Source organism: Caballeronia sp. SL1002, from assembly GCF_057814995.1.
The window spans coordinates 1,279,172-1,302,054 of record NZ_JBYMUW010000005.1; the positions used below are offsets into that span (position 1 = coordinate 1,279,172).

A 22,883-nucleotide genomic window follows, 5' to 3' on the forward strand; every position below is an offset into this window, starting at 1 on the left:
CTCCCTAAATTGCGCATGTCCGAAGAACATGATCCGCGCGGCGTCAGGACAACTCCGTCTTGTCCGGACGCCGCCGGGTGTGTTCCAGTCGATTGCCAACGAAAAGGAGAGGAACCATGCGTCCGAGTACGAGCCTCAAACCGCTTTTTGTGAGCCTGGCCGCCGCCAGCCTGTTCTGCGCGATGCCGCTCGCGGCATCGGCGGAAGATTTGGCCGTGAAAGTCGGCTTTGCCGCGCCGCTCACCGGCGCGAACGCGGGCTACGGCAAGGACCTGCAGAACGGCGTGCTACTCGCGCTCGACGAAGCCAACGCGAAGAAAATCCAGATCGGCGGCAAGACGGCGGCCTTCACCATCGCGGCGGAAGACGATCAAGCCGACCCGCGCGTCGGCGTGCAAGCCGCGCAGAAACTCGTGGACGGCAACGTCGCGGTGGTCGTCGGCCACTTCAATTCGGGCACCACGCTGCCGGCGTCGCGCGTGTACGAAACCGCGGGCATTCCGGTGATCGACCCCGCCGCGACCAATCCGACCATTACGACGCAAGGTTTCGCCAACGTCTTCACCGTGATTTCGAGCGACGCGCAGAACGCGGGGAACGCCGGCATCTACGCCGTCACGACAACGAAAGCAAAACGCATCGCGATGATCGACGACCGCACGGCCTTCGGTCAGGGCGAAGCGGACGAATTCGAGAAAGCGGTGAAAGCGAAAGGCGGCGCGATCATCGCGCGCGAATACAGCGATAACCAGACTGTCGATTTCAGCGCGCAACTCACGAAACTGAAAGCGGCCAACGCGGACCTGATCTTCTTCGGCGGCCTCGACCGGCAAGCGGCAGCGGTCGTCAAGCGCATGAAGCAACTCGGCATGAATGCGAAATTCGTCGGCGGCGGCGGCGTAATGGACGCCGATTTCCTGAAACTCGCGGGCGATGCCGCCGAGGGCGCGCAGGCCTGGGAATACGGCAGTCCGCTCGACAAATTGCCGCAAGGCAAGGCGTTCGCCGACAAATTCCAGAAGCGCTTCGGCGTGCCGATCCTGTCCTACGCGCCGTTCGGCTACGACGCCGCGTGGGCCGCGATCAACGCGATGCAGCAGGCAAATTCCATCGATCCGAAAGTGTATCGGCCGGTGCTGAAGAACATTGCGTTCGACGGTATCACTGGCCCGATCGCCTTCGACGCCAATGGCGCGCTGAAAAACGCATCGTCGACGATGTACGAGGTCAGGGGCGGCGCGTGGGTTTCCGTCGTGACCAAAAGCGGGATGTAGGCTTTGAAAACGGCCGGGAACGTGGTGATCGTGGGCGGCGGCGTGATCGGCAGCGCGATCGCGTATTTCCTTCGCGCGTCCGACGCGACGGTGGACGTTACCGTGATCGAGCGCGATCCGACGTACGCGTGCGCGTCGTCGGCGCTCTCGGCCGCGTCGATCCGGCAGCAATTCTCCACGCCGCTTTCCGTGCGCATGTCGCTTTACGGCATCGAATTCCTGCGCTCGATCGGCGAGCGGCTTGCCATCGACGGCGAAGCCCCGTCGATCGACCTGCACGAGAACGGCTATCTGTTCCTCGCGACCGACGCGGGCGAGCCGACCTTGCGCGATAACCACGCGCTCCAGACGCGTCTCGGCGCGGATATCCGTTATTTATCGCGCTCGGCGCTCGACGAAACCTTCCCGTGGCTCGCAACCGGCGATCTCGCGGCGGGCGGCTACGGCGCGAGCGGCGAAGGCTGGTTCGACGGCTACGGGCTCGTGCAGGCGTTGCGCAAAAAGGCGCGCTCGCTCGGCGCGCGCTATGTGTCGGCGGAAGTCGCCGCGCTCGACGTGAAAGGCGCGCGCGTGCTCGCCGCGCAAACGCTCGACGGCCAGCGCTTTCCGTGCGATTTCCTGGTGAACGCGGCGGGCGCGTGGTCGCGGCGGATCGCGAGTCTCGCGGGAATCGACTTGCCGGTGTTCGCGCGCCGCCGCAGCATTTTCAATTTCCGGTCGCCCGCGCGGCTTGCGCGCTGTCCGCTCGTCATCGATCCAAACGGCGTCTATTTCCGTCCCGAGGGCGAAACGTTCATTTGCGGGGTATCGCCGGATGCGAGCCGCGACGCCGACGACCTGCCGCTCTCCGAAGTGGATTACACGCTCTTCGACGACATCATCTGGCCGACACTCGCGGCGCGCGTGCCCGCGTTCGAGGCGCTGCGCGTGCAGAACGCGTGGTCCGGCTATTACGAGTACAACGTGTTCGACCAGAACGCGATCATCGGCGCGCATCCGGCAGTCGAAAACTGCATCTTCGCGAACGGTTTCAGCGGACATGGCCTGCAGCAAGGGCCGGCGACCGGGCGCGGCGTAAGCGAATTGATCCTGCACGGCCGCTATAGGACGCTCGATCTGTCCGATCTCGGGTTTCTTCGCGTGATTGAGGATCGGCCGATTGCTGAGAGGAATGTGGTCTAAGCGGACTGGTTTTGTTTGCTGGCGCCTTTGCTGTTGTTTGCCTGTGCTTTTTTGGGAACTTGCTTTCGTGTCGGTCTATTAGCTCGCCGCTATGCGCGGCAGCAGTCACTTTCTTTGCTGCTGCAAAGAAAGTAACCAAAGAAAGCAGCTTATCCGGCTAAGTGTCCACCACGAATAACCGAGCGGATAGGCGCGCAGGCTGACTATGGCAACCCGCATTCATTGGCATTGGCACAGCGCCTGTCAGGTCCATCCTCGCTACGCTCGGACGACGGGCAAAACAAAAAACCGGCGGTTTGGTTTGGTTTGGTTGTTCGGTTATGCCGTCCCGGCAGGCACTTCGTGCCTGCTGGGATGAATGAGCGGCTCCACTCCGTTGTGTGGTGCGATGGCCGAATCAGCTTGCGCACCACTCCGAGTTACGGCCAGAGGTGGACACTTAGGAGGTCACGCTGCTTTCTTTGCTTACTTTCTTTGCAGCAGCAAAGAAAGTGAGTCCCGCCCCGGACAGGGGCATCGCTAATGAACGCACACGAATACAAGTTCCCAGAAAGCACAGGCAAACAAAAACCAGGGCGCCAGCTAACCAAAAACCCGTCGAATGTAGAAACGTTCGCCAGAATCAAGCCGCTAAGCGGCGTCCAAGTAGGCTGCGAGACTCGCGCGCGTGGCGGCCGCCTCGCCATCGAGCCATTGCGCGAACTGCGCGAGCGCCGGCGACGGCGCGGGCCGCTCCGGATAAATCAGGTAATACGACGCGCCACTCGGCACGCAAAGCGAATACGGCGTGACAATGCGTTTCGCGCGCAAATCCTCTTCGATCAGCGAAAGATCGCCTATCGTGACGCCAAGTCCCTGCATCGCCGACGAAATCGCCAGATCGAGCGTATCGAAATGCTGCGCTTTCGTCGACGGCAAGCCGCGATAACCGTAAGCCTGAAGCCAGCGCAGCCAGTCGCGCCGGTCGCGCGTGGGATGAAGCAGCGTTTTATCGGCGAGATCGTCGGGCGTCGGCGTGTGGCCTTTCTTGTTTCTCCACAAGCTCGGCGCGCACACGGGCGTGAGCACTTCATCGAATAGACGATGCACGGTCACGCCCTTCGCCGTCGGCGTGCCGAACACGATCGCCGCGTCGAAATGCTCGGCATTGAATTCGACGCCGTGCGACACCGCCGCCGTCACCTCGATCGCCAGATCCGGACGCTCGTTTTGCAGCCGGATCACGCGCGGCAAGACCCAGCGCATCGCGCACGTCGGGCATTTCACCCGCAACGTGCCCGACTGCGCGCCGCTTTTCGCGAGCGCCTCGTCGATCTGCGCGAACGCCTGCTGCAACGGCGCGAGCAGCATTGCGCCGTTGCCGGTGAGCGCGAGGCCGCGCGGCTGGCGCACGAAAAGCGCATAGCCGAGATGCTGCTCCAGCCCGGAAATCTGGCGGCTGACCGCGCCCTGCGTGATATTGAGCACGTCCGCCGCGCGCGTGAAGTTGAGCTTTTGCGCCACCACAAGGAAGGTTTTGAGCACGTCGAGCGACGGAAGCGATTTCATCGGAGATCCTTGAGCCATGATTTACCTGCATGGCTAGTATGACAAAGTTTCGATTGTTAGGGCTTTATTGCTGCGGTTGAATCGGGTTCGAACCGCATTACTGGAGAGTCGCGTCGTGAAAAGTGCCTACACACCCCAATCGAAGTTGCCGAATGTCGGCACGACCATTTTTACGGTGATCGGCCAGCTCGCGGATCAACACGGCGCGCTGAATCTCTCGCAAGGCGCGCCGAACTTCGCCTGCGACCCGAAACTGATCGACAGCGTCGCGCGAGCCATGCGCGAAGGACATAACCAATATTCGCCGATGTCCGGCGTGCCCGCGTTGCGCGAGGCGCTCGCCGTCAAAACGCAGTCGCTCTACGGCGCGCAATACGATCCAGCGGGCGAAATCACGGTGGTTGCCAGCGCGAGCGAAGGCCTGTACGCGTCGATCAGCGCGCTCGTCCATCCCGGCGACGAAGTGATCTACTTCGAGCCGTCATTCGACAGCTACGCGCCGATCGTGCAACTGCAGGGCGCGACGCCGGTCGCCATCAAGCTTTCGCCGGTCGATTTCCATATCGACTGGGACGAAGTGTCCGCCGCGATCACGCCGCGCACACGCATGATCCTCATCAACACGCCGCACAATCCGAGCGGCGCGGCGTTCACGTCGGCGGATATCGAGCGTCTCACGGCGCTCACGCGCGGTACGAAAATCATCGTGCTGTCGGATGAAGTGTACGAACACGTCGTGTTTGACGGCGCGATCCATCACAGCATGGCGCGCTATCCGGAACTCGCCGAGCGCAGCGTGATCGTGTCGTCGTTCGGGAAGTCGTATCACGTCACCGGCTGGCGCGTCGGCTTCATCCTCGCGCCCGCCGAACTGACCGCCGAAATTCGCAAGGTCCATCAATTCATGACCTTTTCCGCCGATACGCCGATGCAGATCGCGTTTGCGGAAGCGCTCGCCGATTCGTCGAGTTACCTGCATCTCGGCGGCTTTTATCAGCAGAAACGCGATCTGCTCGCGAACGCGCTTGCGCAGTCGCGTTTTGAACTGTTGCCGAGCGCCGGAAGTTTCTTCATGCTGGCCCGTTTCAGCGCGATCTCCGACGAATCCGACAGCGACTTCGTGCTGCGCCTGATCCGCGAGGCGCAGGTCGCGACCATTCCGCTCTCGGCGTTCTATACGGACGGCACGGACAATCGCCTGATCCGCCTGAGTTTCGCGAAAGACGACGCAACGCTGATCGAAGGCGCGCGCCGCCTTTGTTCCATCTAACCCGGAGACCAGAATGATCCAGATGAAGCACCCGATCGCCAGCGTCCTTCTCCTCGCGGCCAGCGCGTTCAGCGCCGCCGCGTTCGCCGCCGACACGCTGCGTTTCGGTCTCGAAGCGCAATATCCGCCGTTCGAGTCGAAATCGTCGACCGGCGATTTGCAAGGTCTCGATATCGACGTCGGCAACGCCGTGTGCGTGGCCGCGAACCTGTCGTGCAAATGGGTCGAAACGTCGTTCGACGGCCTGATTCCGGCGCTGCAGGGCCGCAAGTTCGACGCGATCAATTCCGCGATGAACGCGACCGATCAGCGCCGCCAGGCCATCGACTTCACCACCGTCGTGTATCGCGTGCCGACTCGGTTGATCGCGAAAACGGGCAGCGCGTTACTGCCGACGACCGGATCGCTGAAGGGCAAGAGCGTGGGCGTGCTGCAGGGATCGATTCAGGAAACCTTCGCCAAGGCGCACTGGGCGAACGCGGGCGTGAACGTCGTGGCGTATCAGGACCAGAACCAGGTGTACACGGACCTCATTTCCGGACGGCTCGACGCGACGCTTGTGCTCGCGCCCGCCGGACAGACGGGCTTTCTCTCGAAGCCCGACGGCAAGGGCTTCGCGTTCGTCGGCGAGCCGGTTCGCGACGACAAGATTCTCGGCAGCGGCATCGCATTCGGCGTGCGCAAGGGCGACGACGCGCTCAAATCGAAGCTGAACGCCGCGATCGCGAAGATCAAGGCGGACGGCACGATCGACAAATACGCGAAGAAATACCTCGGCGATATCGACATTTCCGCCAAATAGCCGCTGAAATCCCGCTGAATCGAGCCGCCCTTTCGTGCAGCGTCTTTCCGACGCTGGCACACTGGCGGCTCGACTTCATCTGGATTCTCCATGAGCACGCCGCCCCCGAAAGCCGCCCAGAGCGCGCCGCCGCCGTTACAAGGCGGCCAACTCGTGCTCGCGACCATCGCGGTCGCGCTCGCCACGTTCATGAACGTGCTGGATTCGTCGATTGCGAACGTCGCGATACCGACCATTTCGGGCAATCTCGGCGTCTCCGTCGATGAAGGCACGTGGGTCATTACCGTGTTCGCCGCCGCGAACGCCGTCTCCATTCCGCTGACCGGCTGGCTGACCCAGCGCCTCGGCCAGATCAAATTGTTTGTCGGCGCGATCCTGTTGTTCGTGGTGTCGTCGTGGCTGTGCGGCCTCGCGCCCAACTTGCCGGTCCTCCTCGCCGCGCGCATTTTGCAAGGCGCCGTCGCCGGTCCGCTGATTCCGTTGTCGCAGGCTATCCTGCTCGGCTCGTATCCGAAGGAGAAGTCGTCGATGGCGCTTTCGCTCTGGGCGATGACCGCGACCGTCGGGCCAATTGCCGGGCCGGCGCTCGGCGGCTGGATCACGGACAGCTATTCGTGGTCGTGGATCTTCTATATCAATATTCCGGTCGGAATTTTCGCCGCCGGCGTGACATGGTTCATCTACGCCAAACGCGAATCGCCGACCCGCAAGGCGCCTATCGACGTGGTCGGTCTCGGGCTCCTGGTTGCGTGGGTCGCTTCGTTGCAAATCATGCTGGACAAGGGGCGCGACCTCGACTGGTTCGCGTCGCCGGTGATTGTGTGGCTCGGGATTATCGCGGTGATTTCATTCGCGTTTTTTGTCGTCTGGGAATTGACGGCTGAGAATCCCGTGGTGGATTTACGCCTCTTCGCCGGGCGAAATTTCTTTGGCGGGACGGTGGCGATTTCTGTCGCTTATGGCGTGTTTTTCGGCAATCTCGTGTTATTGCCGCAATGGATGCAGCAGTATCTGAATTACCGTTCCGTCGATGCCGGATTGGTCACCGCGCCGCTCGGCATATTCGCCGTCATTCTCGCGCCGGTCATGGGCAAGGTATTACCGCGGAGCGACGCGCGCGTGATCGCGACCATGGCGTTTGTCGGATTCGCGTTTGTTTTTTATCTGCGCTCGAAATACGTCATTGAAATCGATACATGGCATCTGGTTCTGCCGACCTTGCTGCAAGGCATTCCGATGGCGCTGTTCTTCGTGCCGCTGACGTCGATTATTCTTTCGAACCTGCCGCCGTCGAAAATCCCGGCGGCGGCCGGGTTATCGAATTTCGCGCGGGTATTTTGCGGCGCGGTCGGCACTTCGCTGGCGGGCAATGCTTGGACGAACCGGATTGCATTGCATCACGAACGATTAACCGAACGCGCGACCGTCGATAACCCGCTATTCGTTCAGTCGATTGAATTGACGCGGAGCACGCTGAATGTCAGCGAAGCGCAGGCGCGCGGGATATTCGAATTCAATCTGAATACCCAAGCCGCGATGATGGGCCTCAACGATATTTTCTTCGTTTCGGCCGTGATTTTCCTGATGATTATTCCGCTCATCTGGATTACGAAGCGCGCGGCGGGTGGCGGCGGTGGCGCGGCGGCGGGCGCGCATTAATTTCCTGGAGAGGCGCGCCACAATCCTTTACGACGCGCCTCACTTCAACCCGAAATCGACTCGCGTCCCCGCGCCTTTATCGGAAATACCCGTCGAATCCATTTTCGACGCCACGATAAATATCCGCTTGCTCTCGATTTTCCCGTCGAAATAACCTTGCACCGCCGCCGCGCGCTGTTGTGCGAGCGCGCGCAGGCTGGCTTCGTCGATGGGCGCGTTCTCGGCCAGCGCCTTTTTCATCTCCTCGTCCGGCAAGGTTTTCGTCAAGCCAATCATGTTGCGCGGCTTCTTGAAATCCGCCGTTTTGTACGCCTTCTCCAGATACTTCGTGTATTCCGCGCCCGGCGCGACGGCGACCGTCGAAGGATCGACGCTCGCGCCGTTGCCGACCGAGTCGCGAAGCTTCGCGAGCCGCACTTGCCGGTCCACGTAAGCCGCGCGCAACGCGGGCTCGTCGACCGGCGGATCGACGCGCGCCGAGACGTCGAGCCGGATCGACGGCTTGTCGGCCAGCGCCTTCGCGATCGTGTCGAGCTTCTTCGTGGCCGCGTCCGTCAGGTCGGCCGAACCCGGGTCGAACTCGACGTAACCCAACTCCTCGCCACTCCCGCCGAACGCGTGCGCGAGCAGCGTGAACGGCGCCGTCACGGCCTTCTGCACGAGATTGACGATGGCCTGCCACACCAGACCGCCGATCGAAAACTCGGGGTTCGACAAGGAACCGGAAATCGGAATATTCACGTCGATCTCGCCGCGCGAATTCTTCAGCAGCGACACCGCGAGCCGCACCGGCAGACGCGTCGCGCTCGGGTTGTCGATGTGATCGCCGAACGTGAGCTGGTCGATGAACAGGTGATTGTTGGCCGTGAGCTGGTTGTCGGCGAGCATGTAATGCAGATCGACGTTGAGCTTGCCCTTGGTGATCGGATAGCCCGCGTACTTCGACGAATACGGCGTGAGGTTCGTCAATTCGACGTCGTGCGCGCTCGCCGTCAAATCCAGCGACGGCTTGGCAATCAGCGGATTGACTTGCCCCTTGATGGAAACCGGCCCGTTCGAGGCCAGTTTCGCGGCCACATCGACCGGCGCGGGCGTCGTGGAATGCGTGCCGAACGCGCCGATGGTCCCGGTAATCGCGACGAGATTGGCCGTGTAATTCGGCTTGATGAAGTTGTCGGTGTAGGTGACGCGGCCGTTCTGCAGCACGAGCTGGCCGAAGCGCAGGTTCACCGGCCGCTCGGGTCCGCTCGCGGCGGTGACGGTCTGCGGGGCGCTCGCGGGCGCGGGCGCGGAAGCCGGCTCGTTGCGGTCGCGCGTGACGGACTGCGCCGGGCCGTTGCGGCTCGCGACGACATCGCGCAAGTTCAGCTTGCCGTTCGCGTCGAGCAGCACGCGCCCGTAGAAGTTCGCGAACACGACGCGCGCCGCGTCCACATCGGTGCCGCGATCGTCGTATTTCACGGCGAGATTCGACAGCGCGAGCAGCTTCCAGCCCGCAAAACGGTCGGAACTCGCCTTGTCGATCATGCGCACGTCGGCGAGCGATACGTCGCCCTTGTAGGTCGCCTGCATCGCGTTGCCGCTGCCGTTGCCGTTGCTGTTGCTGAACGCGACGTCGCCGTTCGCGTTCAGCAGCGCGCTCGCGACGGCGACGTTCAGCTTGTCGCCGAAATACGGCTCGAACGCGGCGGCATCGACCTGCGTGCCGTCCACGTGCAGCGCCACTTTCAGCGGCGCGGGCGTCACGGTGCCGCCAATGCCGAGCGCGCCCTTGCCGTTCAGCGTGAGCTTGCCCGCGATCGCGAGCGGCTTGCTTTGGTCGTCGGTGATCTGCTTGGCGCTGAAATTCAGCGGCGCGACGTGCAATTTCACCGGATTCGGGGTGGTTTCGTCGGTGAAATCGGCGCTGCTGTCAGCGAGCGTGAATTGCGCGATCTCATAGCGCCACGCCGGGCCGGTTTCGTGCGCTTTTTGCAGTTTGCGCACGCCGCTCGGCTCCGGCGCGGCCTCGTGCGGCCCGGCGAGCGCGGCCAGATCGATAGTGCCGTCCTTCAGACGCTTCACATCGAGCGCTAAACCGTTCGCCTGAACGCTTTCGATCGTGGCATTGCGCGCGGCGACGTCGATCTTCTGAACCTTCGCTTGCGCCGACGCCAATACGACCGGCGCTGCGCCACCGTTGGGCGCGAGTTTCAGCGATTTCAAAGTCACGTCACCCGCGCCGATCATCACAGCGGCCGTGGGCTTCGACCAGTCCACCGTCGCCGGCAAAGCCACGCCGAGCGTGCCATCGGTGACGCGCGCGGCCACCGCGCCCGCGATGTACGGCTGCAACGGCGGTAACTGCATTGCGTCGAGAGCGAGCTTGAGATCGGCGTGCTTCGCGGGCAGCGAAAAGCCGCCCGACGCATCCAGCGCGCCGCCGTGGTCGAACGAGGTCTTGACGCTGTAGCGCGCGGGCGCGGCGGCGAGCGTGGAGAAACTATCCAGCGTGACGGCGAGATTCGAGATGCCGAGCGCGACGGACGGCGACATCAGGCGGTCGGTGAACGCGACTTTGCCGTTATCGACCGCCAGGTGCACGATGGCGAGATCGAGCGGCGGCGCGTCCTTTGCATCGGCGGCAGGCGTCGCAGGCGTCGCAGATGTCGCAGGTGTCGCAGGTGCGAGCAGCCGTTCGAAGCTGAACGCGCCGTCGCGTTCGCGCGCGAACTTCACGTCGGGCTGGCTCACGCGGATATCGTCGAGGTGATAGATGTTGCGCAACGGCTCGGCGTTCGCCACTTTCACCGATACCGCGCTGGCCGCCAAAAGCGGCGCGTTCTGGCGGTCGGTGACATTGAGATCCACGAGTTGGGCGGTGCCGTTCAGACGGATGGTCGGCGTGTCGCCGGCGATCAGGAAACGCACGTTCAGGTCGGTCGAAAGTCGCCCGCTTTTCACCGCGATAGGCAGCGACGCAGGCGCATACGACGCGATTTTCGGCACGTCGAGGCCGTCGAGCGTCAGCGCGATCTCGGACTCACGCGACTGCGCGAACGGCTTCGTGCGCCCGGTGATGGAAAGCGGCGACCCGTCGATGCGCGCCTGCAGCGACGGCGTGACGAAAATATCGGTGGCCGACGGCAACGTCGCGATAAACGGAATGCCGATCGCCCAGCGGTCGATCACGTGGCGCGTCTTGAGCAGCCGGTCGTCGAAGTCGATCCGGCCGTTCTCCACGCGAATATTCGAGACGGAAAAGCGCGCGGGTTTATCGGATGGCGGGCTCGACGGCCTGGAGAATTTCTCGATCAGATCGGAGAAATTGAAGTGCCCGTTGTCGTAGCGCGCAATGGACAGGCGCGGCGAATCCACCTTGATTTCGTTGATAACAGGCGCGAGGCGGAACAGCGACGACCACGACGGCCGCACGATCAACCGTTCGATATCCACGAAATTCGCGCTCGTTCCGGCGTTTGCCGCGAGATTCGCTTGCGCTTCGCCGATATGCACGCGGTCGGCTTCGAGATCGAGCGTGTAGGGATTGAGCGCGATCCGCGCGATGGTGACGGGCCGGTCGAGCAAGCTGCCGAGTTGCTGCTGCGCGACGTGCCGGATCAACGGCGGCGCGGCGAAAAATCCCAGCAACCCGATCACGACAAGCGCGATCAACACGCCGATCACAATGCGCCGGGCGCGCTGCCCGCTTGCCGCGTCCCGGAGGGTTCGTCCGGCCGAAGCCCATGAATTCTTAGTCACGCTTGCCATTCGGGATCGCGGGCGGCGGAGCGTGGCGCGGCTCAGCATGCCCCTGGAAACAAGGAGTTCCGAGTATACGACGCACCTTCGCCGGACGGCGCGATAAAAAAGGGCGGAAGCGTAATGAAACGCGTCCGCCCCTCAGTTTTGTTTCGTCCGACGAATTAAAATCGGTTTTTCGTCAGCAGCCCTATTGCCGCTGCACCGGCGGCGGTGCCCAGCTCTCGTCACTCGCCTGCGGCTTCGGCGCGTAAAGGCGCAGCATCAACTGGAAATCGCCGTCGGGCGCGGGCAGCCAGTTCGTCGTGCGGGCCTTGGCCGGTGCATCGGCGGACACGTACACGTCGATCGACCCATCGCGATTCTTCTTGAGCTTGTCGCGGTCGGACAGCGACAAGCGCGGCAGACGGCCATCGGCGAGCGTGCCGTCTTTCGTGTAAGCCGTGAGCGTCCAGAAACCGCGCACCGGCGGCAACTGGTTCGGCGCGAAGTGCAGCACGTAGGCGTTTGCGCCGTTCAGCGGATGCCCGTCGCTATCGACAAGCGCCACCGGCTTGACCTCGCCGTCCTTCGTGCCCGTGCCCGGCTGCCGACGCGCGAGATAAGCGCGCAGCGTGTAGTCGGGACCGTAATTGCCCGTGCCGTCGCCGAACCAGGTCCAGCCGTTCTTGGTCAGCGCGTTCGAAGGCACCGTGGACAGGCGCTCGCGGCCATCGGCGAGACCGGCGGCGAGCAGGTCGCCGTCGCCCTTGTGAAACTCGACCGGCTCGCCCGGCTTGACGCCGAGTTCCGCAAGTTGGGCGAGCGCGTGAGCGTCGTCGGGCGACGCAGGGTTGTCGTCAAGCGCCTTGGCAAGACGCGTGAAAAACGCGCTGGCGTCGAGCGACTCGGCTTGCGCGGCAGGCGAAACCGCCACCGGCGCGGCAGCGGGCGCCGCGTTCGCTTGCCACGGCGCGATCGGTGCGACGGCGTCCGTGGCTGTTCCTTTTGCGCTCGACAGCGTTTCGACGTGCATCGCCGTCTGCAATTTGCGGGCTTCGCGCACATCGCGCACGCCGTTCACCCGCGTACGTACCGACAACCACACGTAACGCGTCGGCGATTCGACCCGCAGAACGCCCGCGGGCAACGCGCCATGCCAGCCAGTTGCGACGAACGCGAGCGTGACCGCCTTGGGAAACGGATTGCGGTCGGCGCTGGAATAGAGGACGTTGGTCCACGCATCGAAGGCGCGGGCGTCGTAGTAACGGCCGCGCGGCGCGTTCGGCAACGAAACGAGCACCGGCTCCTTGGCGATATCGAGCCACGCGGTGGATTCGAGCGTATCGACACTCGGCCGTCCCGGCGCGCCGACCGGCGGCAGCGCGGTCGCGTGGCGCAGCGTGTTGAGCGGCGCCTGGCCGGGCCGGTCGCCGTCGCCGCCCGCCGCGCGTTCGCGCGCGAGATCGGACGCGACGAGCGGATAACCGAACACGTACGAATCCGCTACCTGATCCTTCACCCAACCGGCGCTGCTTTTCGTCTCCGGCGCGCGGGTCGCGCAACCGCCCAGCAAGGCCATACTGCTCACGCCTGCGGCCATCCACAGGGTTGCGTGCCACGAAAAGGCCTTGTGTCGATTATTTTTCATTCGAGTCCGAAATCCGATTTTAGCGAGATCACTATCGGTCGCAACGCTCCGTGCCATCCGCGCCTGAAAAGGCTGGCAGCACGGCGTTACGCTAGTTTTTATGTGTCGAATCGGGGTTTTATCTTATCCCGATAAGTTAGGCAAGAAGCATATAACGCGCCGCTCAGCGCCGCTGGACAAGGATTCGACACGCGTCCATGCTAGGTTTCGCGCGTCGAACACCGGATTGCGCCGATTTCCGCATCGCGTACCATTCCACTGTGCCATCTCAATATTAAAAAACCGATGTATCTGCCCTCACACTTTGAAGAAAACCGCGCGGACGAACTGCATCGGCTGATGGACGCGTATCCGCTCGGCGCGCTCGTGACGCTGGGTCCGGACGGGCTCGACGCGAACCACATTCCGTTTGAATTCGATGCCGCCGCGGGCCCGCACGGCACGCTGCGCGCCCATGTGGCGCGGGCCAATCCGGTCTGGCAGTCGGTCGCCGCGCAGCAGCAGGTGCTCGTGATTTTCCAGGGCGCGACGGGCTACATTTCGCCGAACTGGTATCCGAGCAAGCAGGAAACGCATCGTCAGGTGCCGACCTACAACTATAGGGTGGTCCACGCGCACGGCCGGATCGCGATCCGCGACGACGAAGCCTTCGTGCGCGGCCTCGTCGCCCGTCTGACGCGCAAGATGGAAGCCGCCGAACCCGCGCCGTGGAAAATGGGCGACGCGCCGAAGGATTTCATCGACCAGATGCTCGGCGCAATAGTTGGGATCGAGATCGAGGTGACGCGACTGGTCGGCAAAATGAAGCTCGGTCAGAACAAAGCCGACGCGGACCGCCTCGGCGCGGTCGCGGGCCTGCGCCGTCAGGCGACCGACCAGACCGACGCGCTCGCCGATGCCATGTTGAGCGCGCAGCCGCCGCTCTGATCGACTTCTGTATTTGACGCTGCCCTTGACCTTCCAAGCATTGGAAGGTCGATACTGGCTATATCGGGATGCGGTTCGTGGTCCCAGCCAGACAGGAGTGGTTGCATGTCCAGTGATTCATCGTCCATCAAGACCGCCGAATTCGCTGTCGGCGGCATGACTTGCGCGTCGTGCGTCGCGCGGGTCGAGAAAGTGCTCCGGCGCGTGCCGGGCGTCGAAACCGTTTCGGTCAACCTCGCGACCGAAAAAGCCACCGTCCACGCCGACGCGTCCGTCACCGACGCTCAACTCGCCGCCGCGATCGTCAAGGCCGGCTACGAAGCCACGCCGATCCTGCCCGACGCGCCCGTCACCACGTCTGTACATCGCGGCGAACTGGCGGCTGTCGCCGTCTCGGCGTTGCTGACGCTGCCGCTCATCCTGCCGATGCTCGGCGCGCCCATCGAACTGAGTCCCTGGCTCCAGCTCGCGCTCGCGAGCGTCGTGCAATTCGTGCTCGGCGCGCGCTTTTATGTCGGCGCGTACCATGCGCTGCGCGCGAAAACCGGCAACATGGATCTGCTCGTCGCGCTCGGCACGTCGGCGGCGTGGGGTTTGAGCGTCTACGAAATGCTCGCGCATCCGGGCAGCACGATGCACCTGTATTTCGAGGCGTCGGCGGTGGTGATTACGCTCGTGCGCTTTGGCAAATGGCTGGAGGCGCGCGCGAAACGCCAGACCACCGACGCCATCCGCGCGCTCAACGCGCTGCGTCCCGAGCGGGCGCGCGTGCGCGACGCCCAAGCGCCGGGCGGCGAACGCGACGTGGCGCTGAACGCGGTGCGGGTCGGCGATATCGCGCTGGTGCACCCGGGCGAGCGCGTTCCCGTGGACGGCGTGTTGCGCGAAGGCCGCACGCACATCGACGAATCGCTGATTACCGGCGAAAGCCTGCCCGTCGCGAAGGAAGCGGGCGCGCGCGTGACGGCGGGATCGATTAACGGCGAAGGCGCGATTGCCGTGGAAACCACCGCGACCGGCGCGGAAACAACGCTTGCGCGCATCATCCGGCTGGTCGAATCGGCGCAGGCGGAGAAAGCGCCTATTCAACGGCTCGTCGATCGCGTCGCCGAAGTGTTCGTGCCGGTGATTCTGGTGATCGCGATCGTGACGTTCGGCGGCTGGCTCGCGTTCGGCGCGCGCGTCGAGACGGCGCTGCTGAATGCGGTCGCGGTGCTCGTGATCGCCTGCCCGTGCGCGCTCGGCCTCGCCACGCCCGCCGCGATCATGGCCGGAACCGGCGTCGCGGCGCGTCACGGCGTGCTCATCAAGGACGCCGAAGCGCTGGAGCGCGCGCACCGCATCAGCGTGGTCGCCTTCGACAAAACCGGCACGCTGACTGTCGGACGCCCGAGCGTGACGGCGTTCGAGGCTTCAGATAGCGTCGACCGGCAAGAAGCGCTCGGGCTGGCCGCCGCCGTTCAGCGTTCGAGCGAGCATCCGCTGGCGCGGGCGATCGTTTCCGAAGCGGCGAACCGGAACGCGGCGCTTTTCGACGCAAGCGGCGCGCGTGCCGTCGCCGGACGTGGCGTTGAGGCCGAGGTGAACGGCCGCCACGTCGCTATCGGCAGCAGCCGCTGGCTTGCCGAACTGCAACTCGCGACGCCGGAGCCGCTGGCATCGCGCGCCAGCGAACTCGAATCGCAGGGAAACTCGATTTCGTGGCTGTTCGAACCGGACGCCGGGCGCGTGCTCGCGCTGATCGCTTTCGGCGATGCCGTCAAGCCCGGCGCCCGCGCGGCCATCGCGCGCCTCGCCGCGATGAACGTGACGAGCGTCATGCTCACCGGCGACAACGCGGGCAGCGCCGCGAGCGTCGCGCGCGCGCTCGGGATCGGCCCGAGCAACGTGCACGCGCAAATTCTCCCCGACGACAAAGCCCGCGTGATCGCGCAACTCAAGGCGTCGGCGCGCGGCGCGGTCGCGATGGCGGGCGACGGCATCAACGACGCGCCCGCGCTCGCCGCCGCCGATATCGGCATCGCGATGGCGACCGGCACGGACGTGGCGATCGAAGCGGCGGGCATCACGCTGATGCGCGGCGATCCGGCGCTCGTGGCCGATGCCATCGATATTTCTCGGCGCACGTACCGCAAGATCCAGCAAAACCTGTTCTGGGCGTTCGTCTACAACCTGATCGGCATTCCGCTCGCCGCTTTCGGTCTGCTCAATCCGATGCTGGCGGGCGCGGCGATGGCGTTTTCGAGCGTGAGCGTCGTGACCAATGCGCTGCTGTTGCGCACGTGGCGCGCGCGGGCGGGATCGGCGGCGGAAGGGGAAGTCTCACAAATGCCTGCTACGAAACCTGCTGAGGCCGCCCGCTAAAGCACGACTGCAACAATTTGTCTGCTAAAAGGCGGCCCCGGCGCGACGACGCGTAGACTCATCCGCTCATTTTTCCCGAGCACCGCCATGACCCTTTTCGCCGACGTCGTCACGCTGAACCATCCGGTTCCCTGCAAGGTTTGCGGCACCGAGGCGGCGCTGCACGGCGTCGTCGATTTCAACAAGTCCTGCGAGGAACAGCGTGGCCGGTTCCTGCCGCTTTCCGGCGTGCCGGTCTACTACCACCGCTGCGGCGCGTGCGGCCTCGTCTTTACGCGCAGTTTCGATCACTGGTCGAAGGCGCAATACGCCTCGCATATTTACAACGAAGGCTATGTCGACGTCGATCCGGATTACGTCGAAGCGCGTCCGGCCTCGTTCGCGGCGATGGTCGCGGATTTCATCCACGACAATCCGGCGCTGAAACTCCTCGATTACGGCGGCGGCAACGGCAAGCTGTCCGAAGCGCTGCGAGCGCGCGGGCTGGATGCGCACACGTGGGACCCGATGGACGAACATGCGGCCGCCGAACCGCCGCGCGCCGCGTTCGATCTCGTGACCGCGTTCGAAGTCATGGAGCACACGCCCGATCCCCACGCAACCGTCGCCGAGGCGCTCGGCGCGCTGAACGCGCAGGGCGTCATGCTGTTTTCCACGCTGACCTCGGAAGACGCGCCGCCGCGCACGCTCGATCATTGGTATATCGCGCCGCGCAACGGTCACATCACGATCTATACGCCCGCCTCGCTCGATACCTTGTTCGCCGCCTTCGGCTATCGGCTGCATCACTACAACGGGCATCTGCATCTGGCGTTGCGCGACGCGCCCGCGTGGCTGCAATAGCCGGCCGCTAGCCCGCCGCTAGCCCGCCGGCCGCCGATGCTATCCTGAGCGGCCGCCCGCCACTCGCACCGAGGTCATCGCCCATGTCTGCTGCCGAACACGGTTACTCGCCCGAAGAATGGTCGGTGCGCTGCGATCTCGCCGCGCTCTACCGGCTCGCCGCGCACTTTCGCATGACCGACATGATCGACACGCACATTACCGCGCGCGTGCCCGGTCCTGAGCACCAGTTTCTCATCAACCGATACGGCGTCATGTTTCACGAAATGCGCGCGTCGGACCTGGTGCGGATCGATCCTCTGGGGCGCGTCGTGGAAAAAGGCGCGGAACGCGATCCGGCGCGGTATCGCGTGAATGCGGCTGGATTCACGATTCACTCGGCCATTCATGGCGCGCGGCCCGACGTGGCGTGCGTTATCCACACGCATACGTCGGCAGGCTCGGCGGTGTCGGCGCAGCAGCACGGCTTATTGCCGATCAGCCAGCACGCGCTGAAGTTCTACGGCCATCTCGCGTATCACGACTACGAAGGCATCGCGCTCGATCTGAACGAACGCGAACGGCTGATCGCGGATCTCGGCGCACACAACGCGATGATTCTGCGCAATCACGGCCTGCTCGCGTGCGGCACGTCGATCGCGGCGGCGTTTCAGGAAATCTATTTTCTGGAACGCGCATGCGAAATCCAGATTCGCGCGCTCGCGGGCGGCACGCCGCTCGTCATGCCGTCCGAACCGGTGCGAACGCGCACCGCCGAGCAGTTCGCGCGCGACGAGGGCGAGGATATCGTCGCGCTGCAGTGGCAGGCGGCGTTGCGTCTGATCGAGGGCGGCGCGACGGACTACCGCACCTGACGCGCGGCGGGATATTCACCTAAAGAAAGGCGTCCAGAGGTCGTAAACGAGTGTCTAACCTCTCGTCCAAGATGTCTGCATATGTTCAATTCCCGTCTTCGCCGCGCGAGCGTCGGCACAAAATTCGCCGTCCTTGCGTGTGCGCTCGCCGCCGTCATCATCGCTAGTTTCACGATTGCCGTGACGCGCTCAGCGGGCGATCAGGTCAACCGGCAAGCGCTCGTGCGGGTCGAAAACGACAACCGCGCGATTTCCACGATGATCGGCCTGTACAACAAGGCCGTCAGCGCCGAAGTCGCGCGCGCGATGACGCTGTTCGCGAGTTTCCTGCCGTCCACCTTTTCGCTCGACGAAGCCACGAAAGTCGATATCAACGGCGTCGCGACGCCCACGATGCTCGCCGGCGACAAGCCGCTCAACCTCGATTTCTCGGTACCCGACCAGTTTCTGGAACGCAGCGGTGCGATCGCGACCATGTTCGCCCGCACCGGCGACGATTTCGTGCGCGTCACGACCTCGCTCAAGAAGCAGGACGGCACGCGCGCGATCGGCACGCTGCTCGACCGCAAAGGCCCGGCGTACGCGCTCGTGCTCGCGGGGAAAAGCTATATCGGCGTGGCGGGGCTGTTCGGCAAGCAATACATCACGGAGTACAAACCGGTGCTGGACGCGTCCGGGCGCGTAATCGGCGCGATGTTCGTCGGCGTGGACGTGACGGCGGAAATCGGCGTGCTGCAACAGAACATTCGCGATCTGAAGATCGGCGACACCGGCTATTACTTTGTCGTCGATGCGTCGAATGGCGCGAATCGCGGCAAGCTGCTCGTGCATCCGGGCAATGTCGGCCAGCCCGCCGACGAAGCCGTCGCGCCGTTCGCGAAAATGCTGGAAACGCGCGCGGGCGAACTCGTGTTCGACGGCGCGAACGTGCCGGGCGCGGACCCGAAAGTGCACGGCGGCACGAAGGAAATCACCTTCCTGACGGTGCCGGAATGGAACTGGCTGATCGGCGGCGTGGCGTATCGCGATGAACTGCTCGCCGACGTCAACGCGAGCCGCAACCGCTTCCTGCTGCTCGGACTGTTCGTGGTTGGCGCGTTCGTGGTGGCGCTCTTGATTGCAGTGAAAAAGCTGGTGAGCCAGCCGCTCGAAACCGTCACGAAGGCGTCCGAGCAAATCGCCGCGGGGGATCTGACCGTGCGCCTCGCGACTTCGCGTGAGGACGACATTGGCCGGTTGATGGTCGCCATCGACGGCATCGCGACCGGGCTCGCGGGCATCGTCGCGCAAGTGCGCCACGCGTCGGCGGACATGACGGAAGGCACGGCGCGCATTGCGTCGGGCAGCAGCGACATTTCGCTGCGGATCGCCACGCAGGCAAGCAGCCTGGAGGAAACGGCCGCCAGCATGGAACAGATCACGTCGACGGTGCAGCAGAACGCCGCCAACACGTCGCAGGCCGACCGGCTGGTCGAATCCGCGACGCAAGCTGCGCGCGCGGGCGGCACGGCGGTCACGCGCGTGGTCGCGACGATGGGCGAAATCGACGCGTCGGCGCGCAAAATCGCCGATATCACGTCGGTGATCGAAGGCATTGCGTTCCAGACCAATATTCTCGCGTTGAACGCGGCGGTCGAAGCGGCGCGCGCGGGCGAGCACGGCAAGGGTTTCGCGGTGGTCGCGTCGGAAGTGCGCGGGCTTGCGCAACGCAGCGCGGCGGCGGTGAAGGAAATCGAGGGATTGATCGCGGAATCGGTCGGGCGCGTGACGGAAGGCTACCGGATCGCCGAGGAAGCGAGCGGTACGATGGCCGGCATCGTGGAAGGCGTGGCGCGCGTGAACACGATCATCGGCGAAATCAGCACGGCGTCGCGCGAGCAATCGAGCGGAATCGAGCAGGTGAACATCGCAGTGATGCAGATCGGCGAAGCGACGCAGCAGAACGCGGCGCTCGTCGGCGAAGCGGAAAGTTCGACCGCCGATCTGCGCGATCAGGCCGAACGTCTCGCGCAAGCGGTGAGCGTTTTCAGGATCTGAATTTCAGCGTCTTCAGTTCAAAAACGCGGGCGGCCCCTTTTTTTGGGGCCGCCCGTTTGCTTTTGAGCGTTACGACTGCGGCCGGATTATCTCGAACATTTCGCCGATTTCCGCGTAGTCGCCGCGATAACCAGCGCGCATGATCGGCCGGGCGGCGGCGGTATCGAACATGCCGTCCTTCAGGAACTCGCGCCGGATATGCACGCCGACCACCTGGCCGAGCGCAAGCCAGTTGTCCATCGGCGTGCCGTCGAGCGTGTTCAGCCGCACGATCTGCAACAAGCGGCATTCGAGCGCCGCCGGCGATTCAGCGACGTGCGGCACGCTCACATTGCGCCCCGGCGCTTTCGTGAGGTCCGCCAGCTCGAACTCGTCCACCTCGTGCGGCACGGGCGCGGAACTCTTGTTCATCTGCTCGGCGAGCGCGCGGCTCGACAGATTCCAGACGAATTCGCCGGTCGCCTCGATATTGCGGATGCTGTCCTTATAGCCTTCGCTCGAAAATCCGATGATGTACGGGAACGTCGCGAACGCGCCGAAAAAGCTGTACGGCGCGAGATTCACGCGGCCGTCGGCATCCTGGCTCGAAATCCAGCCGATCACGCGCGGCGCGACAATCGCCTTGAACGGATCGTGGCGCAGGCCGTGGCCTTGGTCGGGATGATAGAAATGCACGTCGTCGGTCATGGATTTTCTCAGTCTTGGTTCAGCGACCGGCGCAGAAGCCGCTTGCGGCCGTCGGCCACGCGCGCGCGGCGCGCGTCGTCCCATTCGTAAAAGCCCTGCCCGCTGCGCACGCCCACGCGCCCGGCGTCCACTTGCGCGCGCATCAGTTCGAGCACGTTTTCGTCCTTCGCGAGTTCCGGCATCAGATGCGAGCCGATATCGAGCAACGTATCGAGACCGCCGAGATCCGCGCTTTCGAGCGGCCCGACCATACCGTAACGGCGGCCGAGCGACGCCTTCATCACCGTATCGACCCCTTCCGGCGTCGCCGCGCCCGAGCGCACGATGTTCAGCGCCTCGCGCAGCACCGCAAATTGCAGCCGATTGCCGACAAAACCGGGAATCGCCTTATTCAATACGACGGCTTCCATGCCGATGGCCGTCATCAGTTCGACGGTCCGCGCCGTCACGGCCGGATCGGTATGCGTGCCGGGCACGACTTCGACGAGCGGAATGGTGTGCGGCGGATTCCAGAAATGCGCGATCAGGAAGCGCGTTTTATCGACGAGCGGTGTGGCGAGCAGATCCGGCGGAAAGCCGCTCGTATTGCTGGCGAAAATCGTCTTCGCGCCGAGCAGCGGCTCGATCGCCGCGTACGTGCGATTTTTGAGATCGAGAATCTCCGGAATCGCTTCGACGACGAAATCCGCCTGCGCGACGCGCGCGAGTCGCTCGGTCGTCTCGATCCGCGCGAGCACGGCATCTTTTTGCGCCGCATCGAAGGCACCGGCGTCGATCAGTTCGTCGATAACCGCTGCCGCTTTCGCGCGGACGCCGTCGAGCCGGGCGGCGTCGATATCGTGGACGATGGTCGGAAATCCGTGCAACGCGGCCTGCGTCGCAATGCCGACGCCCATCAAGCCGCTACCGACAACGCCAAAAGTGATGATGTTCAAGTGTCCTGCTTCCTGTTCTGGTCGAAAAATGGCCGAGCGGCCCGGAAGACAAGGATAGCGCGGCGCTGGCTAGTGCGCCCGGACGAACGCCCGCGGCTTTGATGAGCGGAAAACAAGGCAATACCGGTGGGATCAAACGAAATAGACGAAACAGACAGCGCAGAACGCGCATTGAAACCGGTCAAACCGGCTGTCTCCGATCGCCTTGTGTGGCACGATGGAGCACAACATGAAGGTTAGAAAAACTACACAGCGGGTATTTCAATTACAACTTGAAAGCGGGCGGGTTTAACGGTAAAAAACAGCACCGTCGACCCATTCAGCGCGTCGTTCCCGCGCCGCTTTCGACCAAGCTCACAGACGAATTCCGAACACGGTGCCGCGCGACTTGCGAACGCGTTCAGCTTCTGCAGCACGGGCTTGATACGAATAGTCCGAATCCAGCGGCAGGTGCGGCGATTCGAAATGGGTGGCAACTTTCTGAAGCAGGGCGAAGAGGTAGCTCATGACTGACTCCGGTAGGTGGAAGGGTTATCCCTTAGAAATGATTATAGGGTTTTCACTAACCAAGATCCAGTGCAACGCAGCATTTCGCGTAAGAAAATCGCGTAGTTTTTCTACATCTGTATTTTTGGCACAACGGACACATTGAGGGCCGGGTCGAACGCGCAAACGTTTGCACTGATGCGGTGCGGCACGTAGCATGCTCATACCTTATTGGATCCAGTCGTACAGGCTGCGCACGCAATCGCGGCGCATTGATGTCCAACCGCATAAATGTCCCTTTTGAACGAGAAATTATCATGGCGAGCATCCGCATTGGTATGTCGGGCTGGCGGTATCCCCCGTGGCGGGGCGATTTCTACCCCGAAGCGCTCGCTCAGGCAAAGGAACTCGACTTTGCATCGCGCACGGTGAGTTCCATCGAGCTGAACGGATTGTTTTATGCGTTGCAGCCGCCCTCCTCGTTCGCGACATGGCACGACGCGACGCCCGACGGTTTCGTGTTCAGCATCAAGGCGCCGCGCTTTATCACGCATGTGAAGCACGCGAAAAACGTGGAAGGGCCGGTCGCGAATTTCTTTGCGTCCGGGATTTTCGCGCTGAAGGAGAAGCTCGGCGCGATCCTG

17 protein-coding genes are annotated in these 22,883 nt (G+C 63.6%); 11 read left to right on the top strand and 6 right to left on the bottom strand.

Annotation, left to right across the window (positions count from 1 at the left end; genetic code table 11):
• Nucleotides 1-116: 116 nt before the first annotated feature.
• The gene (locus AC3D25_RS30100; RefSeq protein WP_488892127.1) at nt 117-1,274 is read left to right on the top strand and encodes a branched-chain amino acid ABC transporter substrate-binding protein; all 1,158 of its coding nucleotides are present in this window, start codon (nt 117-119) and stop codon (nt 1,272-1,274) included.
• A 3-nt stretch (nt 1,275-1,277) separates the two neighbouring features.
• Nucleotides 1,278-2,456, top strand: a complete 1,179-nt coding sequence (locus AC3D25_RS30105) for an NAD(P)/FAD-dependent oxidoreductase (protein ID WP_488892128.1) — start codon at nt 1,278-1,280, stop codon at nt 2,454-2,456.
• A 630-nt stretch (nt 2,457-3,086) separates the two neighbouring features.
• Here AC3D25_RS30105 and AC3D25_RS30110 read toward each other — a convergent pair.
• Nucleotides 3,087-4,004, bottom strand: coding sequence for a LysR substrate-binding domain-containing protein (locus tag AC3D25_RS30110; protein WP_488892129.1), 918 nt, complete (start codon nt 4,002-4,004; stop codon nt 3,087-3,089).
• Nucleotides 4,005-4,119: 115 nt separating this feature from the next.
• Here AC3D25_RS30110 and AC3D25_RS30115 point away from each other — a divergent pair, with 115 nt between their 5' ends.
• From AC3D25_RS30115 to AC3D25_RS30125, 3 genes are all read left to right on the top strand, one after another.
• A complete protein-coding gene (locus AC3D25_RS30115) occupies nt 4,120-5,274 on the top strand; it encodes a methionine aminotransferase (protein WP_488892130.1) in 1,155 nt (384 codons plus the stop codon).
• 13 nt (nt 5,275-5,287) lie between these two features.
• Entirely contained in the window at nt 5,288-6,076 is a 789-nt protein-coding gene (locus tag AC3D25_RS30120) for an ABC transporter substrate-binding protein (protein ID WP_488892131.1), read from the top strand.
• Nucleotides 6,077-6,166: 90 nt separating this feature from the next.
• A complete protein-coding gene (locus AC3D25_RS30125) occupies nt 6,167-7,735 on the top strand; it encodes a DHA2 family efflux MFS transporter permease subunit (protein ID WP_488892132.1) in 1,569 nt (522 codons plus the stop codon).
• 39 nt (nt 7,736-7,774) lie between these two features.
• Here AC3D25_RS30125 and AC3D25_RS30130 read toward each other — a convergent pair whose 3' ends face one another.
• Both AC3D25_RS30130 and AC3D25_RS30135 read right to left on the bottom strand, forming a co-directional pair.
• The gene (locus AC3D25_RS30130) at nt 7,775-11,485 is read right to left on the bottom strand and encodes a DUF748 domain-containing protein (protein ID WP_488892133.1); all 3,711 of its coding nucleotides are present in this window, start codon (nt 11,483-11,485) and stop codon (nt 7,775-7,777) included.
• A 181-nt stretch (nt 11,486-11,666) separates the two neighbouring features.
• Nucleotides 11,667-13,106: a DUF1254 domain-containing protein gene (locus AC3D25_RS30135; protein ID WP_488892134.1), complete on the bottom strand. Its 1,440-nt coding sequence runs from the start codon at nt 13,104-13,106 to the stop codon at nt 11,667-11,669.
• Between the two features lie 285 nt (nt 13,107-13,391).
• On the opposite strand from AC3D25_RS30135, the gene AC3D25_RS30140 reads away from it, so the two are divergent.
• The 5 genes from AC3D25_RS30140 (at nt 13,392) to AC3D25_RS30160 (ending at nt 20,131) form a co-directional block, all read left to right on the top strand.
• Nucleotides 13,392-14,033: an FMN-binding negative transcriptional regulator gene (locus AC3D25_RS30140; protein ID WP_488892135.1), complete on the top strand. Its 642-nt coding sequence runs from the start codon at nt 13,392-13,394 to the stop codon at nt 14,031-14,033.
• Nucleotides 14,034-14,138: 105 nt separating this feature from the next.
• Nucleotides 14,139-16,397 carry a heavy metal translocating P-type ATPase gene (locus AC3D25_RS30145; protein ID WP_488892136.1) on the top strand — a complete coding sequence of 753 codons (2,259 nt, stop codon included), beginning with the start codon at nt 14,139-14,141 and terminating at the stop codon, nt 16,395-16,397.
• Nucleotides 16,398-16,484: 87 nt separating this feature from the next.
• Entirely contained in the window at nt 16,485-17,240 is a 756-nt protein-coding gene (locus AC3D25_RS30150; protein WP_488892137.1) for a class I SAM-dependent methyltransferase, read from the top strand.
• A gap of 83 nt (nt 17,241-17,323) precedes the next feature.
• Complete coding sequence (locus tag AC3D25_RS30155) at nt 17,324-18,094, top strand: class II aldolase/adducin family protein (protein WP_488892138.1); 771 nt, start codon at nt 17,324-17,326, stop codon at nt 18,092-18,094.
• 81 nt (nt 18,095-18,175) lie between these two features.
• Nucleotides 18,176-20,131 (top strand): methyl-accepting chemotaxis protein, encoded by a 1,956-nt coding sequence (locus AC3D25_RS30160; protein WP_488892139.1) that lies wholly within the window; start codon nt 18,176-18,178, stop codon nt 20,129-20,131.
• A 69-nt stretch (nt 20,132-20,200) separates the two neighbouring features.
• Here AC3D25_RS30160 and AC3D25_RS30165 read toward each other — a convergent pair whose 3' ends face one another.
• The 3 genes from AC3D25_RS30165 to AC3D25_RS30175 form a co-directional block, all read right to left on the bottom strand.
• Nucleotides 20,201-20,818 (bottom strand): flavin reductase family protein, encoded by a 618-nt coding sequence (locus tag AC3D25_RS30165; protein WP_488892140.1) that lies wholly within the window; start codon nt 20,816-20,818, stop codon nt 20,201-20,203.
• An 8-nt stretch (nt 20,819-20,826) separates the two neighbouring features.
• Complete coding sequence (locus tag AC3D25_RS30170) at nt 20,827-21,753, bottom strand: 3-hydroxyacyl-CoA dehydrogenase family protein (protein WP_488892141.1); 927 nt, start codon at nt 21,751-21,753, stop codon at nt 20,827-20,829.
• A 354-nt stretch (nt 21,754-22,107) separates the two neighbouring features.
• The gene (locus AC3D25_RS30175; protein WP_488892142.1) at nt 22,108-22,260 is read right to left on the bottom strand and encodes a hypothetical protein; all 153 of its coding nucleotides are present in this window, start codon (nt 22,258-22,260) and stop codon (nt 22,108-22,110) included.
• Between the two features lie 296 nt (nt 22,261-22,556).
• Here AC3D25_RS30175 and AC3D25_RS30180 point away from each other — a divergent pair.
• Nucleotides 22,557-22,883: DUF72 domain-containing protein (locus tag AC3D25_RS30180; protein ID WP_488892143.1), on the top strand; the 327-nt coding region annotated here is incomplete at its 3' end.

What these genes read in the sequence shown, in the direction of transcription:
- AC3D25_RS30145 (WP_488892136.1), top strand. Translation starts at nt 14,139, where the DNA reads ATGTCCAGTGATTCATCGTCCATCAAGACCGCCGAATTCGCTGTCGGC.
- AC3D25_RS30135 (WP_488892134.1), bottom strand. Translation starts at nt 13,106, where the DNA reads ATGAAAAATAATCGACACAAGGCCTTTTCGTGGCACGCAACCCTGTGG.
- AC3D25_RS30120 (WP_488892131.1), top strand. Translation starts at nt 5,288, where the DNA reads ATGATCCAGATGAAGCACCCGATCGCCAGCGTCCTTCTCCTCGCGGCC.
- AC3D25_RS30110 (WP_488892129.1), bottom strand. Translation starts at nt 4,004, where the DNA reads ATGAAATCGCTTCCGTCGCTCGACGTGCTCAAAACCTTCCTTGTGGTG.
- AC3D25_RS30165 (WP_488892140.1), bottom strand. Translation starts at nt 20,818, where the DNA reads ATGACCGACGACGTGCATTTCTATCATCCCGACCAAGGCCACGGCCTG.
- AC3D25_RS30155 (WP_488892138.1), top strand. Translation starts at nt 17,324, where the DNA reads ATGTCTGCTGCCGAACACGGTTACTCGCCCGAAGAATGGTCGGTGCGC.
- AC3D25_RS30160 (WP_488892139.1), top strand. Translation starts at nt 18,176, where the DNA reads ATGTTCAATTCCCGTCTTCGCCGCGCGAGCGTCGGCACAAAATTCGCC.
- AC3D25_RS30100 (WP_488892127.1), top strand. Translation starts at nt 117, where the DNA reads ATGCGTCCGAGTACGAGCCTCAAACCGCTTTTTGTGAGCCTGGCCGCC.
- AC3D25_RS30150 (WP_488892137.1), top strand. Translation starts at nt 16,485, where the DNA reads ATGACCCTTTTCGCCGACGTCGTCACGCTGAACCATCCGGTTCCCTGC.
- AC3D25_RS30140 (WP_488892135.1), top strand. Translation starts at nt 13,392, where the DNA reads ATGTATCTGCCCTCACACTTTGAAGAAAACCGCGCGGACGAACTGCAT.
- AC3D25_RS30130 (WP_488892133.1), bottom strand. Translation starts at nt 11,485, where the DNA reads ATGGCAAGCGTGACTAAGAATTCATGGGCTTCGGCCGGACGAACCCTC.
- AC3D25_RS30175 (WP_488892142.1), bottom strand. Translation starts at nt 22,260, where the DNA reads ATGAGCTACCTCTTCGCCCTGCTTCAGAAAGTTGCCACCCATTTCGAA.
- AC3D25_RS30125 (WP_488892132.1), top strand. Translation starts at nt 6,167, where the DNA reads ATGAGCACGCCGCCCCCGAAAGCCGCCCAGAGCGCGCCGCCGCCGTTA.